Origin of the sequence: Nocardiopsis coralli, from assembly GCF_014892575.1 — a bacterium.
In the GTDB taxonomy this organism is placed as follows: domain Bacteria; phylum Actinomycetota; class Actinomycetes; order Streptosporangiales; family Streptosporangiaceae; genus Nocardiopsis; species Nocardiopsis coralli.
On record NZ_JADBGI010000032.1, the window covers coordinates 1 to 14,529 of the forward strand.

The 14,529-nt window shown below is 73.2% G+C and carries 11 protein-coding genes and 1 riboswitch; of the genes, 8 read left to right on the forward strand and 3 right to left on the reverse strand.

The features are described 5' to 3' along the window. Positions 1-584: 584 nt before the first annotated feature. The 3 genes from IDM40_RS25280 to IDM40_RS25290 all read left to right on the forward strand — a co-directional run bounded on the left by IDM40_RS25280 (position 585) and on the right by IDM40_RS25290 (position 3,030). Positions 585-1,487: an ABC transporter ATP-binding protein gene (locus IDM40_RS25280; RefSeq protein WP_193124577.1), complete on the forward strand. Its 903-nt coding sequence runs from the start codon at positions 585-587 to the stop codon at positions 1,485-1,487. Between the two features lie 68 nt (positions 1,488-1,555). After that, positions 1,556-2,278 (forward strand): ABC transporter permease, encoded by a 723-nt coding sequence (locus tag IDM40_RS25285; RefSeq protein WP_193124620.1) that lies wholly within the window; start codon positions 1,556-1,558, stop codon positions 2,276-2,278. Between the two features lie 2 nt (positions 2,279-2,280). Then, positions 2,281-3,030 carry an ABC transporter permease gene (locus IDM40_RS25290; RefSeq protein ID WP_193124578.1) on the forward strand — a complete coding sequence of 250 codons (750 nt, stop codon included), beginning with the start codon at positions 2,281-2,283 and terminating at the stop codon, positions 3,028-3,030. Between the two features lie 12 nt (positions 3,031-3,042). Here the strand turns inward: IDM40_RS25290 and IDM40_RS25295 are convergent, their stop codons facing one another. Together IDM40_RS25295 and IDM40_RS28730 are read right to left on the reverse strand one after the other, a co-directional pair. After that, a complete protein-coding gene (locus IDM40_RS25295) occupies positions 3,043-3,768 on the reverse strand; it encodes a response regulator (RefSeq protein ID WP_193124579.1) in 726 nt (241 codons plus the stop codon). Between the two features lie 71 nt (positions 3,769-3,839). Beyond that, positions 3,840-5,039, reverse strand: a complete 1,200-nt coding sequence (locus tag IDM40_RS28730) for a sensor histidine kinase (protein WP_193124580.1) — start codon at positions 5,037-5,039, stop codon at positions 3,840-3,842. A gap of 192 nt (positions 5,040-5,231) precedes the next feature. On the opposite strand from IDM40_RS28730, the gene rox reads away from it, so the two are divergent. From rox to IDM40_RS25325, 5 genes are all read left to right on the forward strand, one after another. Next, a complete protein-coding gene (rox, locus tag IDM40_RS25305) occupies positions 5,232-6,686 on the forward strand; it encodes a rifampin monooxygenase (protein ID WP_193124621.1) in 1,455 nt (484 codons plus the stop codon). A gap of 79 nt (positions 6,687-6,765) precedes the next feature. Then, positions 6,766-6,949: riboswitch (cobalamin riboswitch) on the forward strand. Between the two features lie 24 nt (positions 6,950-6,973). Then, positions 6,974-8,056, forward strand: coding sequence for an ABC transporter substrate-binding protein (locus IDM40_RS25310; RefSeq protein ID WP_193124581.1), 1,083 nt, complete (start codon positions 6,974-6,976; stop codon positions 8,054-8,056). 8 nt (positions 8,057-8,064) lie between these two features. Then, positions 8,065-9,183 carry a FecCD family ABC transporter permease gene (locus tag IDM40_RS25315; RefSeq protein WP_193124582.1) on the forward strand — a complete coding sequence of 373 codons (1,119 nt, stop codon included), beginning with the start codon at positions 8,065-8,067 and terminating at the stop codon, positions 9,181-9,183. Between the two features lie 89 nt (positions 9,184-9,272). Continuing rightward, positions 9,273-10,292, forward strand: a complete 1,020-nt coding sequence (locus IDM40_RS25320) for a FecCD family ABC transporter permease (protein ID WP_216631315.1) — start codon at positions 9,273-9,275, stop codon at positions 10,290-10,292. Positions 10,293-10,668: 376 nt separating this feature from the next. Further along, complete coding sequence (locus IDM40_RS25325; RefSeq protein WP_193124583.1) at positions 10,669-12,795, forward strand: hypothetical protein; 2,127 nt, start codon at positions 10,669-10,671, stop codon at positions 12,793-12,795. A gap of 3 nt (positions 12,796-12,798) precedes the next feature. On the opposite strand, the gene IDM40_RS25330 is transcribed toward IDM40_RS25325, so the two are convergent. Continuing rightward, positions 12,799-14,475 carry a hypothetical protein gene (locus IDM40_RS25330; RefSeq protein WP_193124584.1) on the reverse strand — a complete coding sequence of 559 codons (1,677 nt, stop codon included), beginning with the start codon at positions 14,473-14,475 and terminating at the stop codon, positions 12,799-12,801. Positions 14,476-14,529 lie beyond the last annotated feature (54 nt).

Here is a 14,529-nt window from a genome sequence, read left to right on the forward strand (position 1 = left end):
CACACGTGCCACCCCTGGGACTCAATGCTTGGCCGGGAGTGCGCGGGGCGTGCTTGTGCCGTTGGTCGTCGCAGGAGCGAGCCACCGCCCCCACCCCTGAACCGTTGGCCACAATGAAGCACCCCAGGGGGTGGCAGTAGCAGTTGCCCTTGCCCATGTTCCTTTGGGCTGCCAGGGGGCCTCGGGGGTGAAGGGGGTTCGTCGATGCGGGTCGGGTCAGCCCGGCGAACAGGGCCGGAACGCACACCCCGAGGCGCCGCGAACAACCACGCACAACGCCGCCACCGTCACCGCTCAGAGAAAGTGTCGGGGGTGGCGCCGATGTGGGTTGCGAGAAGGCCCGGCCGGGCTACGATCCCGGCCCCGACGAACCACCACCCCCGAGGCAACACCACAGAACACCCCGCCTGATGCACCCCGCCCCTTGCACCCCGCCTCGTACACCCCGCCCCACACACCCACGCCCCCGTTACCCACCCCGAGGCCCCACCGGAAAGCGGGTCGTCCTCGAGGAGGACCCGGACCCCTGGAGATCACCCCTTGGGTCGATGACCGGCCACCCCCGCCCGAGCGACCGTGGATCCGTGTCCCACATCATCACCACCCACGGCCTCAGCAAGACCTACCGCGACCGGACCGTCGTGCGCGACCTCGACCTCCGGGTTCCGGAAGGCTGCGTCTACGGCTTCCTCGGCCCGAACGGGTCGGGCAAGTCGACCACGATGAAGATGCTGCTCTCCTTGGTCCGACCCACCACGGGCGAGGTCCGCATCATGGGCCGCCGTATGGAACGGTCGACCCGGCGTGACCTCCTGCGCCACATCGGCTCGCTCATCGAGGCCCCGCCCGCCTACGCCCACCTCACCGGCGGCGAGAACATGCGGCTGGTGCAGCGCCTACTCGGCCTGTCCGACGGCCAGGTGCGCAGGGCCGTGCAGACCGTGCGGCTCCAGGACCACCTCGGTCAGCGGGTGAGCCGCTACTCCCTCGGCATGAAACAGCGCCTGGGCATCGCCCTCGCACTCGCCCGCGAACCACGGATCCTCGTGCTCGACGAACCCACCAACGGGCTCGACCCGGCCGGTATCGAGGAGATGCGGAAGCTGCTCACCCACCTGGCCGAGCGCGGCATCACCGTGATGGTCTCCAGCCACCTGTTGGGCGAGATCGACCGCACGGCCGAGGTCCTGGGCATCCTCGGCCGGGGGCGGATGCTCTTCCAGGGCACGCGGTCCGAGCTCTTCGCCCGCTCCGTCCCGGACGTGCTCGTCGACACCGCGGACCCCGACCGGGCGGCAGCGCTGACCCGCCGTTGGGGCGGCGTGCGCGACGGGGCCGGTGTGCGCGTGCCCGGGCTCGACCACGCCACCACCGCCGACCTGGTCGCCCGCCTCGTGCGCGAGGGTGTGGCCGTGTACGGGGTCCGCCGTGAGGAGCAGTCCCTCGAGGACGTTTTCATGGACCTGACCGGGGGAGGCGGCCTGTGAACACCCGCGCCGACCGTGCCGTGGACGCCGCCGGGACCACCCGCGCCGTGGCCAACGAGTTCGCCAAGATGCGCCGCCTGCGGGCCGCACCCTCCGTCGCGGTGCTGGTCACCGGTGTGGTCGTGCTGTCGTCCCTCGCCTTCTTCGGGGCCGACCCGGCCGGCACCCTCCACGACCCCGCCGCACGCCCCTGGCACCGGTTGATCGAGGGCCTGGCGCTGGCCGCCGCCCTGGTCTCGCCGGTCCTGCTGGCGGTCCTGGCCAGCCGACAGGTGGACATCGAGCACCGCGGCAACGGATGGCTCTTCCAGCAGACCTCCGGGCTGCCACCGGGGCGGCTGTGCCGAGCGAAGTTCGCCGCGACGGGTGCGCTCGTCGTTGCCGCCACCGCCCTGCAGAGCGCGCTCGTGGCGGCGGTGGGCCTGGCTGCGGGCATCTCGGTCGCCTTCCCCGCTGAGACCTGGCTGAGTTACACGGCCGCGCTCGTGGTCATCAACCTCGTGCTCCTCGCCCTGCACACGGTGCTCTCGGCCTGTGTGCCCAACCAGCTCGTCGGGCTCGGAGTGGGCGTACTGGGCGTGTTCGTGACCGTGTCCGGGAGCGGGATGCCGCCGTGGCTCGCCCACCTGGTCCCGCCGTGGGGGTACTACGGGCTCGCGACCCCGGTCGACTCGGTGCACTCCGGGGTGGTCGACCTCGACCCGCACCACCTCAGTATCGCGGCGCTCGGTGTGGTCGGCGGTGCCCTGTTCCTGGCCGCCACCCGTTTGCTCGACCGAGGGGAGGCCTGACCATGGGGGCCGTCCGAGCCGAGTTCTGCAAGCTGAAGCGTTCACTGAGCTGGACCGTCGTGGCCGTGCTCCCGCTCATGGCCGTGCTCACCGGGGTGGTCAACACGGTCGTCTCCGGGCCGGCGTTGGAACAGGGATGGCACACCCTGTGGCTGCGGACCGTGGTCTTCCACGGCCTGTTCCCCCTGGCCGCCGGGGTGGCCGTCCTGGCGTCGCTGCTGTGGCGGGTCGAGCACCAGGGCGGCAACTGGAACGCGCTGATGGGGCGATCGACGTCCGGTTTCGCGGTGGCGGCCGCCAAGGTCGTGGTGCTGGCGGTTCTGGCGGCGGCGGTGCAGGCCGTGCTGGTCGCGGGTGTGCTCGTGGTGGGCAAGGCGGTCTTCGGCCTCCCCGGCGTCCTGCCGCCCCGTTACTTGCTGGTGAGCGCGGTGATCGTCGTGGCCTGCCTTCCGGTCGCCGCCCTGCAGTCGGCCCTGTCGATGCTCATGCGTTCCTTCGCGGCCCCCGTGGTCGTGGCGGTGGCGGGCTCGACCGCCGGGGCGCTGGTGGTGCTGATCGGCCACGGCCCGCTGACGGCCGCGCTGCCCTACGCGCTGCTGACCCGGGCGACCCAGTTGGGCACGGGCGTCTTCGGCGACGACGGTACGGTCACCGCGGCGGGTGTGGCCGTCCTGGTGGCCGTGGCCTCGGCCCTGACCGTCGTGGTGATCGCGGGAACGGCGTCCCTGCTGGAACGTCGGGACGTGCACTGACGGCGCGGCCGTTCACCCCGGGCCCTGCGTTCCGACCAGCCCCGTCTCGTACGCCAGGACGACCGCCTGCACCCGGTCGCGCAGGTCGAGCTTGGTCAGGATCCGGCGCACGTGGGTCTTGACCGTCGTTGCCGACACGTACAGGGACTCGGCGATCTCGGCGTTGGAGGATCCCCGGGCCATCAGCACGAGCACCTCGTGTTCCCTGGGCGTCAGGGCCTCGAGCCGGGCCGGTCCGCCCGCAGCGGCGTCGTCCCCTTCCGGCAGGTGGCCGACGAACCGGTCGAGGAGTCTGCGGGTGGCGCTCGGGGCGACCACGGCGTCGCCGGAGTGCACCGCGCGGACGGCGGACAGCAGGTCGGCGGCGGGTGCGTCCTTCAGGAAGAACCCGCCGGCCCCCGCGCGCAACGCCGCGTACACGTACTCGTCGAGGTCGAACGTGGTCAGGATCAGCACCCGGGGATGGTCACCGGCCGCGCAGATGCGGCGGGTGGCCTCGACCCCGTCCATCCGCGGCATGCGCACGTCGAGCACCACGACATCGGCCTCCACCGACCCCAGCAGTTCCAGGGCCTGGACACCGTCGGCGGCCTCCCCGACGACCTGCATGTCCGGTTGCGCGTCGAGGACCATGTGGAACCCGGTCCGCACGAGTTCCTGGTCGTCGACGAGCACCACCCGGATTGCGGGCCGTTCGGACTCGGTGGCCGGGCCGCCCGGTTCGTGCGCTGTGTCCACGGCTCTTGCCCCCCACGTGTGTGCTGTCCTCCTGTGTGCTGTCCTCCGGCCGGGAACGGCCACCCCCGCGCTCACACCGGCAGGGTCGCCACGACCTCGAAACCGCCGTCGGAACAGGGGCCGGCCCGCAGCCAACCTCCGTGCACCGATACCCGTTCCCGCATCCCGACCAGGCCCTGACCGCGTCCGTCGTGCCCGGGCGCGAGAAGCCCCCGTCCGTCGTCGCGGACCCGCAGCGTCAACGCCCGCGCGCCGTACTCCACCTCGACGCGGACCCGGCTCGTCCCGGGCCCGGCGTGCTTGAGCGCGTTGGTCAGGGCTTCCTGCACGACCCGGAACGCGGCCAGTTCCACCCCGGCGGGCAGGGGGCGCTGCTCACCCGTGAAGGTGAGGTCCACCGGCACCCCGGCCGCGCGCACCTGCTCGGCCACGCGGTCCAGACTGTCGATGCCCGGGCTCGGTGCGTACGCGTCGTGGCCCTCGTGGCCCGGGCCCTCGCCGCCTTCCGGATCGTCATCGGAACCGCGGAGGGCGCCCAGGATCCCCCTGACCTCGGACAGCGCCGACCTTCCGGTCTCCGCCACGGTCCGCATCGCGCCCTGGGCCCGCCCCGGGTCGTGTTCGACGGCGTACGTGGCGCCTTCGGCCTGGACCACCATCACGCTGATGTTGTGCGCGACCACGTCGTGCATCTCGCGGGCGATGCGCTCGCGCTCCTCGGCGGCCGCGGCCCGCGCCCGGGCGTCGCGCTCGCGTTCCAGCCACCGGTTGCGCTCCTCCAGGCCCAGGACGTAACGGCGGCGCAGCTTCATGTACAGGCCGGTCACCCAGCACAGCAGGATCAGGAACGTGTAGAGCGCGAGGACGTCCCAGTCGCCCCGGTCGGTGTAGGGGGAGCGCACCAGGGCCAGCAGGAGGCCGGCCTCGACGACCCCCAGCGCTCCTGTGGCCCAGACGGTACGGGCGTGGGCGGCGACGGTGTACAGGGCGACGAGCACGGCCACATCGGCGAGGATCAGGCCGACGCCCAGCCCCATCTGCACCGCCGCAGCGGCGGCCACGGCCGCGAAGACCGCCACCGGGAAGCGGCGCCGGACCACCAACGGCAGGAGCAGCGCGAACCCGACGGCCAGGTGTGCGGGGGAGAGGGCGGAAGCGGAGAGGCCGCCGGCGAGCGCGCCGCTCGCGTGCAGCAGTAGGAGGGGCGCGACGGTGACCGTGTCGACCAGGGTCTCGTGGCGCCTCGACCAGTTCCGTGCCGTGCCGAACACGCGCGCAGTCCAAATCCCTGGGAGGCGGGGCCGGGGGAGAGAGTTCAACCCCTTCCACTCTCAAGCTATAGCTGCCCCCGGGGCTTGTGGCAAGCCCCGGGTCGTGGCGGAGAATGCACAGCCGGAGCCGTGAACTGCGGCGACGCGGGGGCGCTCGGGCGCGGACGGGGGAACGGTGTGATCGGGGAGAACATGATCGACGTGGCCATCGCGGGCGCGGGCCCCACTGGGCTGATGCTGGCGGCCGAGCTGCGCTTGCACGGCGTGAGCACGGTGGTCCTGGAACGCGAACCGGAGCCGACCCCGCACGTGCGCGCGCTCGGCCTGCACGTGCGCAGCATCGAGATCATGGACCAGCGCGGCCTGCTGGAGCGGTTCCTGGCCCGGGGGGAGAAGGTCGTGGCCGGCGGGTTCTTCGCCGGCATCACCGAGCCCTGGCCCGAGGGCCTGGACACCGCGCACTCCTACGTGCTGGCGATACCCCAGACCCGCACCGAACGCCTGCTGGCCGAGCACGCCGCCGAGCTCGGGGCGGAGATCCGGCGCGGCCGGGCCTTGGTCGGGATGGAGCAGGACGGCACGGGGGTGGACCTCGAGCTCGCCGACGGGACCCGGTTGCGCTCGCGGTACTTGGTCGGGTGCGACGGCGGGCGCAGCACGGTCCGCAAGCTGCTGGGTGTGGACTTTCCGGGGGAGCCGTCCAGGAGCGAGACGCTGCTCGGCGAGATGGAGGTGGACGCCTCGCAGGAGGAGATGGACGCCGTGATCGCCGAGGTCCGCAAGACCCAGGTGCGGTTCGGAACCATGCCGCTCGGCGACGGTGTGTACCGCGTCATCGTCCCCGCCGCGGGGGTGTCGGAGGACCGGGCCGAGGCGCCGACCCTCGAGGACTTCCGGCGGCAACTGCGGGCCGTGTCCGGGACCGACTTCGGTGTGCATTCCCCGCGGTGGCTCTCCCGCTTCGGCGACGCCACGCGCCAGGCCGAGCGCTACCGCGACGGAAGGGTGCTGCTGGCAGGCGACGCCGCGCACGTACACCCGCCCACCGGGGGACAGGGGCTCAACCTGGGCATCCAGGACGCCTTCAACCTCGGGTGGAAACTGGCCGCGCAGGTCGACGGGCGGGCCCCGGACGGCCTGCTCGACAGTTACCAGGACGAGCGCCACCCCGTCGCCGCGTCCGTGCTCGACAACACCCGCGCGCAGACGGAGCTCCTGTCCTCCGAACCGGGGGCGCGGGCGGTGCGGCGGCTGGTCACGGAGCTCATGGGTTTCGAGCAGGTCAACCGGTACCTGATCGAGAAGATCACCGCGATCGGGGTCCGGTACGACTTCGGTGGGGACGGCGAGGACCACGCCCTGGTGGGTCGGCGCATGCGTGACTTCGGCCTGGCCGGGGGCGGGCGCCTCTACGAACACATGCGGGCCGGCCGCGGGCTCCTCCTGGACCGCACCGGGCGGCTCTCGGTGGAGGGCTGGGCCGACCGGGTCGATCACCTCGCCGACGTCCCGAACGGGCACAGGACCGATGCGCCGGATCTCCCCGCCGCTCTCCTGCGCCCCGACGGCCACGTGGCCTGGGTGGGCGACGACGAACAGGGCCTGCGCGCTTCGTTGACCAGGTGGTTCGGTGCTGCCTCCGCATGAGGCGGCCGGGGTGCACAGAGCCCTCCGAACCCGCCGGAACCCCGTGTACTAGGGTGAGGCCTCGACAACCGACATCACCCCTGTCGTCGACGTCGCAGTGTTCGGGAAGTCCGGTGTGAATCCGGTGCGGTCCTCGCCACTGTGACCGGGGTGCGCCTCCCACATGCCACTGGGCCCTGTGCCTGGGAAGGCGGGAGAGCGCGGGGCCGAAAGTCACGGCCCGCCCCGGGAGCCAGGAGACCGGCTGCGCACGTCCGCGTCATCGGACCACGAAGGATGGTTCCTCGATGAAGCCCAGCGATGCGTGGGCGGCGCTCCGGCCTGCCCGCACTTCTGTGCGCATGACCGCTCTCCTGTCCGCCCTGCTGCTCGTGGCCACCGCGTGCGGCGGAGGTGCCGAGGAGGGCGCCGCCGATCCCGAGGCCGCGGACGAGACCATCGCCAACTGCGACGTCGAGGTCCCCGCGGACGACCCGCCCGAGCGGGTCTTCGCCGCCTACCAGCCGGCGATCGAGACGGCGCACGCCCTCGGCATCAGCGACCGGCTGGTCGGGACGGCCTTCCTCGACGCCCAGGTCCCCGAGGAGCACGTCGACGTCCAGGCGGAGCAGGAGTACTACCCGGGCCTGCCCAGCCGGGAGGAGCTGCTCAGCCACAACCCCGACTTCGTGCTGTCCGGGTTCAACGACACCTTCACCGAGGAGAGCCTCGGAACCCGGGCCTCCCTGCGCGAACTCGGTATCGAGAGCTGGGTCCCGTCGCCGCTGTGCCCGAGCGAGGACGGGCGGTCGGACGAATCCATCGACCCGTCCACGGTCACGATGGAGCACATCTACGACGACCTGCGCGACCTCGGGGCCCTCTTCGACGCCGAGGACCGGGCGGAGGAGGTCGTCGCCGACATGGAGGCCACCGTCGCCGACGTCACCGACACCCTCGAGGGCGAGTTCGGCGCGCTCGAGGAGATGGACGAGGAGGACCGGCCGACCGTCGCGATCGCCCGCCCCGACGACGAGGGCTTCCGGGTCGCGGGCGGCCCCGACTTCTCCACCGAGATCATCGGCCTCGCCGGCGGGGTCAACGCCTTCGAGGACCTCGACGGGGGCCGCAACCACGACGCCTCCGCCGAGGACATCATCGAACGCGACCCCGACTTCATCCTCGTCGACGTGTGCTGCGACGCGGAGATGACCGCCGCCGACGCCGCCCCCGACGTGCAGGCGATCCTCGACGACCCGGTGCTGGCCAACGTCACCGCGGTGGAGGAGGACCAGGTCGCGGAGTTCACCTTCGCCGACCGCTCGGCCGGCCTGCGCAGCGCCCCGGCGGTCGAGACGGTCGCCGAGACCATCCACCCCGACCTCTTCTAGGGATGGGGATGGCCGACCGCACGGCCGAACACACGGCCGACCGCCACGCGACCACCCGGCCGGAGCCCAGGTCCGCGCGGCCCCCGGCCCGTACCCGCACGGCGCGCGCGGGCGGGCCCGGACTGCTCGGCAGCTCCGCCGCCCGCAGCCTCGGGCTGGTGGCGGCCCTGGCGCTCCTGGCCGGTGTTGCCATGGCCTCGGTGCTCATCGGGTACCAGCGGTTCACCCTGGAAGAGGTCCAACTCGCGTACGCGGGTTACACCGGTTCCGACACCGACCTGGTGATCCGCCACCTGAGGGTCCCGCGCACGCTCGCCGGCATCCTCGTCGGGGCCGCCCTGGGCGTGGCCGGGGTGCTGGTGCAGGGCGTGACCCGCAACCCGCTCGGCGACCCGGGGCTCCTCGGCATCAACGCCGGCGCCGCCCTGGCCGCGGTCCTGGCCATCTCCTTCTTCGGGGCGACGGCGCTGCTCGGCTACGTCGGGTTCGCGTTCGTGGGTGCGGCGCTCGCGGCCTGTGTCGTCCACACCGTGGGGTCACTGGGGCCGGACGGCTCGAGCCCGGTCAAGCTCGCACTGGCCGGGGCCGCGATCTCGGCGCTGCTCGGGTCCCTGACCTCGGCGATCGTCCTGCAGGACCGCGCGACGCTCGACGAGTACCGGTTCTGGGTCGTGGGGTCGCTCGTCGGTGCGGACAGCACCTCGGTGCCCCAGGCCCTGCCGTTCCTGGCCGTGGGTCTGGTGCTGGCCCTGGCGTTGGCGCGCCCGCTCAACGTGGTCGCGCTCGGCGACGACCTGGCGCGTTCCCTGGGCACCCGGCTGTGGCTCGTACGCGCGGGCAGCGCCCTGGCGGTGGTGCTGCTCGCCGGGACCGCGACCGCGCTGGCCGGGCCGATCGGGTTCGTCGGGGTCGCCGTCCCGCACATCGCCCGGGCGCTCGTCGGCCCGGACCACCGGTGGCTGCTGCCGTGGTCGGCGGTCCTGGCCCCGTTGTTGCTGCTGGTCGCCGACATCGTGGGCCGCGTCGTGGTGCGCCCGGAGGAACTGCAGGTCGGGATCGTCACCGCGCTCATCGGGGCGCCGTTCTTCATCCTGCTGGTGCGACGGAGGAAGGTGGCGGGGCTGTGAGCCGGCCGACCCAGAAGCCCGACGCGGCCGGCACCGAGGCGACCGGCACACCCGGGACGTCGACGGTCCTCGGTACCGCGACCCGGGTCCTGCGTTCCGGGCCCCTGTCCCTGCGGGTGTACGCGCCGTCGGTCCTGCTCGGGGCCGTGCTGAGCGCGCTGGCCGCCGGGATGGCCGTGCTCTCCCTGGCGCTCGGGGACTTCCCGATGGGCGTCGACCAGGTCGTGGCGGCCCTCGCCGGACACGGGGACCCGCTGACCACCCACGTCGTCGTCGACCTGCGGCTCCCGCGTGTGCTCACCGCGCTCGGGGTCGGGGCGGCGCTGGCGATCTCCGGCGGGCTGCTGCAACGGCTGGCGCACAACCCGCTCGTGAGCCCGGACATCATCGGTGTCAGCGCGGGGGCCACGACCGCGGCGGTGCTGGTCATCGTTCTGTTCGGCGGCTCGGCCGTGACCATCGCGTCCGGGGCGCTCGTGGGCTCGGTGACCACCGCACTGCTGCTGTACCTGCTCGCGTACCGGCGCGGGGTGTCCGGGCAGCGGTTGGTGCTCGTGGGGATCGCGGTGACGGCGATGCTGGGCGCGGTCACGTCGTACCTGCTCACCCGCGCGGAGATCGGCACCGCCCAGCGCGCGATGATCTGGATCACCGGGAGCCTGGCCAACCGGGACTGGCCGCACGTGGCCACGATCCTGATCGCGCTGGCCGTGCTGGCGCCGGTCGCGTTCGCCCTGGCCCGCCCGCTCGGGCTGCTGCAACTCGGCGAGGACACCGCGACCGCACTCGGCAACCGGGCCGTGTTGTCACGGGGAGCGCTGCTGTTCACCTCGGCCGCGCTCGCGGCGATGGCGACGGCGGTGGCCGGGCCGGTCGCGTTCGTGGCGCTCGTGGCCCCCCAGATCGTGCGCCGGTTGTTGCGGGGCCGGGCGGTCGGGCTGTTCCCCGCTGCCGCGTGTGGTGCGTTGCTGGTGGCGGTGGCCGACCTGATCGCACGCACGGCGTTCGGCGGGAGCGAGCTGCCGGTCGGGGTGGTCACCGGGATCCTGGGCGCGCCGTACCTGCTGTATTTGTTGGCCCGGAGCAACCGTTCGGGCCGGGGCGGGTGACCCGCTGCCCGAGGGGTGGGGACACGCACGACGAAGGCCCTGCGCGGTTCCGCCTGCGCAGGGCCTTCGCTGTTCAAGGGAGGGCCGGTGCGGCGGTCGCCTCTCGGCGCGTGGCACAACACGGTTCCGAGACCGCCTCTGAGGGCGCGGTATTCCGTGAAGGCTTCGAGTGGAGCCCGGGGGACACTTGCTACCGCACCGACCCTCGCCGCGTGCAACGGTACGGCCCCGGTCGGTATTCCGCGGGCCCCGGATTTTTCTCGCCGTGTCGCGCAGCCGGCCTCCGGTGGCCGTTGTGGGACACCGTCCCCACCCCCGCCGCGGATGTCGGTAAGCTTGCCGCCACGACCGGTGCCGCCCCCACGCCAGGAGAAGCATGAGCGCCGACCCCTCGCGGACGCCCAGCACTTCCAACTCACTCGCAGGTGACGTCAACGGCGGCCAGGTCACCATGGCCGGGACAATGCGGGACGTGCACAACCACTACTACGGGGAACCTCCCGTGCAGCCCCCGTCGCAGCGTCCGATGCTCGTCTCCACGCCGCCCATGGACTTCGTCAACCACGAGGAGACCCTGGCCTGGATCCGGCGGCACCTGGACCCCGACGGCCCGCCCGTGGTGATGGTCTGCTCCGGGCCGCTCGGGATCGGCAAGAGCGCGTTCCTGAGCAAGGCCGCCTACGCCATGGAGGGCTACTTCACCGGCGGGCAGCTCACCCACGAGTACGTGCGCGGGGCCCAGGAGGACAGCGACGCCGCACTCCAGCGCTTCCTCCGCGCCCTGGGCGTGCACCAGGACGCGCTGCCCCGCGACCCCCGTGCCTGGGCCGACGAGTACCGCACCCGCACCCGCGACAAGCGCATGCTCGTCGTGGTCGAGGGCGCCTGGGAACCGGCCCAGGTCCGCGGCCTCGTCCCCACCGGCCGCGGCAGTCTCGTCCTGGTCTCCGGGGACGGCCCCGACCTGGGAGAACTCAAGCTCCACCCGGGAGCGCGCATGCGCGACCTCGACCCGCTGGCCCGCCCCGACGCCCGCGCCCTGCTCCAGAACCGGGCCGAACGGGACCTGGGCTCGGAGGACCCCGAGGCCCTGGACCTGATCACCTACGTCTGCGGCGGGCTCCCGCTCGCGTTGGTGCTGGCCGGGGCCCAGCTCCACAACGAGGGCCCGGGCAGCGCACGTGCCCTGGCCGCCAAGCTCCGCAGCACGCGGGGCGCACTGAAGGCCATCGGCGACGAGAGGACCAACCTCGACGTGCTCTTCCACACCGCCTACCAGGAGCTCTCGCCGGAGGCCGCCGCCCTGTACCGGGCGCTGGCGTCGTGGCCGGGGCCGCACTGCGACGCGTCGGTCGTGCGGGCGGTCGCGTCCCAGGAGGCCGCGTCCGAGCTGGTCGACGCCAACCTCGTGGGGTCCGACAGCGCGGGCTCGCTCCGGTTCCGGCACGACCTCATGCGCACGCACGCGGGCGAACGCGCGCAGGCCGAGGAGGGTTCGGACGAGCGCGAGCAGACCCTCGTCCGCATGCTCGACGCCTACCTGGTCGTGCTCGGTTTCGCCGAACGGGCCGCACGCGGGGAACGGCTGCGCGTGGTCGACCTCGACGCGCTCCTCGCCGGCTCCGAGGACCCCTTCGGCGGGGACCGGGACGCCGCCCGCCGGTGGCTGGCGCGCGAACGCCACACCTTGCTCGCGGTGGTGCTGCGCAGCGCCGACCTGGGCCTGAACGAGCACGCGTGGACGTTCTCGGAACTGTCCACATCGCTCTACCTCGACCAGCGGTTCCTGCACGACTGGCGTTCCTCCGGGGAGGCCGGTGCGGACGCCGCCCGCCTGGCCGGCAACGCGGCGGCCGAGGCCCGGCTGTCCTCCCTGGTCTCGCGCCCCCTCACCGACCTGGGCCGGACCGAGTGGGCGGCCGAGCGCATCGAACGCGCCGTCGAGCTGGCCGAACAGGTCGGGGACGCGCTGCTGAGCGGTTCCGTGTGGGAGTTCTACGGGCGCCACCTGGAGGGCCGCGACCTCCGCGCCGCCATCGGCGCCTACGACCGGTCCGTGCGGCACAACGAGGCCAGCGACAGCCCGATGGCCGTGCGCGGATCGGCGCTGTCCGTGCTCTTCCGCGGCACCGCCCGGAGCAGGGCCGGGGACCACGAGAGCGCGGTCGAGGACATCCGCGACGCACGCGAGCGGCTGCTCGGCCTGCCCGAGGGCCCGGACCGCAGGATGGCCGCCCGCGCCTGTGCCGCGCTGGGACGGGCCCAGGCGGACGCCGGCGACCTGGACGGGGCGCTGCAGACCCTGCGCACCGCCGAACACGAGCTCGCCGAAGGGGAGTGGCACTACTACCGCGCCGAGGCCTGCGAGCAGCTGGCGGGCGTGCTGGAGCGGCTGGCGCAGCCCGAGGAGGCCCGCACCCGGCTGGAGGAGGCCGAGCAGATCTACCGGACCGTGGGGAGCCCCCGGGCCCGGGCGATCCAGGACCGGTTGCGCGACGGGTGAGGCTCAGCCGGGGTGCACGGGCTCGATCCGGCACTCCCACGGCTGCTGCCCCGCCACCTCGGCCTTGCACACCCGCGCCGGCTCCCCGTGCGCGCGCACCAGCGTGTACACGACCGCCGCGGCCAGGGGCAGGTTCGCGTCCGGGACACCGCGCACGAGGTAGGAACGCCCGTCGACCAGCGCCACCAGCGCCCCCTCGTGCACCGGCGCGGCCACCGCGTACGCACCCTGGTACCGGGCCAGGGCCCGCCGGGTCCACGTCTCCTCCGCGGCGCCGCTCTCGGCCCCGTGCCGGGACGAACGGCACACCACCGCGGCCGAGGTGACCAGCGGGTTCCGGCGTTCGTCCTCGTACGCGGACAGGTGCCGGAACACCCCCGGCCCGGGCTCGGGGTGTTCGCGCGGGGCGGCCGGAAAACGCTCGATCCGCACCTCGTCGTCGGCGTCCGATGCGCTGTGCACCTCGAACGCGGTCGGCGCCCGGTTCGACCGGGTCGGGGTCGGGTCGGGCAGCAGGAGGTCGGCGGCGCCCGGGTTGTCCACGCGCAGGTTCAGGAGCCCGTACAGGAGGTCGGCGAGCCGGTGCCCGCCCCGGCCCGGGTACGCGAACGCCAGGTCGGCCACGTCCGCGTACTGTCCAGGGCGGTGTGCCGACATCGCGCGCTCGACCTGGGAACGCAGCCCCTCCTTCCCCAGCCAGGAAGCACGCCGGGCGAGTTCGGCCGCGGCGGTCCCGGGCACCGAGTCCTCTCCCATGGCCGCGAGGAGGACGGGGCGGTCCATCATCGCGCCGTACAGGGTCACACTGCCGTGGTCGCCGATGACGCAGTCGGCCGCGACGAGGGAGGCGCCCCATCCGGCCTCCGGCGGGATCAACAGGAGCCCCGCGTCCTGGGCGTCGGCGAGCATGTGCTCCACCTGCCAGGGGCTGTGCGCGAACCACACGTTGGGATGCAGGATCGTCGCCACCCGGTACCCGTCGCGGGGGAGCGCCCCCACCAGCGCGTGCGGCAGGCGCGGGCGGGTGCCGATGAGCCCGGTCCCGCCCCAGGTGGAGGTGACGACCACGAGCCGCTGGTCCTCGCCGACCTGCAGGTGGGAACGGTACTCCTCGCGCATGCGGTCGGAACCGGCGATGCGGTCGCGGGTCAGGTCGCCGACGACCTCGGCCCACTCGGCCATGGGGACCCCCGCCTCCCGCAGCTGCTCGCGCTGCGCTGGGTGGGAGAGCACGAGGCGCACGTTGGGGAAACCCTGGAACTCCGGCCTGGGCACGCCCGACAGCCGGACCTCGTCGGTGCGGTGGTCGGGCACGTACTTCTGGAACCCGATGCCGTGCGGGAGGACGACCACCGGGCAGGAGAACTCGGCGAGGTCGGTGTTCTCGGTGGCGGTCAGGACCAGCGCCGGATCGACGTCCAGGCGGTCCTCCCAGGGCACGACACACGCGTTGAGGTCGCAGAGCAGGTCGCGTGTGCCGGCGTTGAAGGCGGAGGTGTCGTCGAAGGCGAAGACGACCAGGACACGGGGGTCGCCGCGGAACGTCGCCAGGCTCTCCACAACCTTGACCGCGGAGGTGAAGGTGCGCGCCACGGCGAGGACGACGGGGCCGTCGAAGGTCCGCCAACGGGGCGCGTCGGGTCCTGCGTTGGCGCGTACGTAAGGGGAGGCGGCGGTCAACGGTGGTCCCTGTCCTCGGGGCTCATGCCGAACCAGGGTAGTGGGCGGGACGGA

Excerpts from the sequence above, each read along its gene's own strand:
- IDM40_RS25315 (WP_193124582.1), top strand. The coding sequence starts at position 8,065 with ATGGCCGACCGCACGGCCGAACACACGGCCGACCGCCACGCGACCACC.
- IDM40_RS25290 (WP_193124578.1), top strand. The coding sequence starts at position 2,281 with ATGGGGGCCGTCCGAGCCGAGTTCTGCAAGCTGAAGCGTTCACTGAGC.
- IDM40_RS25310 (WP_193124581.1), top strand. The coding sequence starts at position 6,974 with ATGAAGCCCAGCGATGCGTGGGCGGCGCTCCGGCCTGCCCGCACTTCT.
- IDM40_RS25325 (WP_193124583.1), top strand. The coding sequence starts at position 10,669 with ATGAGCGCCGACCCCTCGCGGACGCCCAGCACTTCCAACTCACTCGCA.
- rox (WP_193124621.1), top strand. The coding sequence starts at position 5,232 with ATGATCGACGTGGCCATCGCGGGCGCGGGCCCCACTGGGCTGATGCTG.
- IDM40_RS25285 (WP_193124620.1), top strand. The coding sequence starts at position 1,556 with ATGCGCCGCCTGCGGGCCGCACCCTCCGTCGCGGTGCTGGTCACCGGT.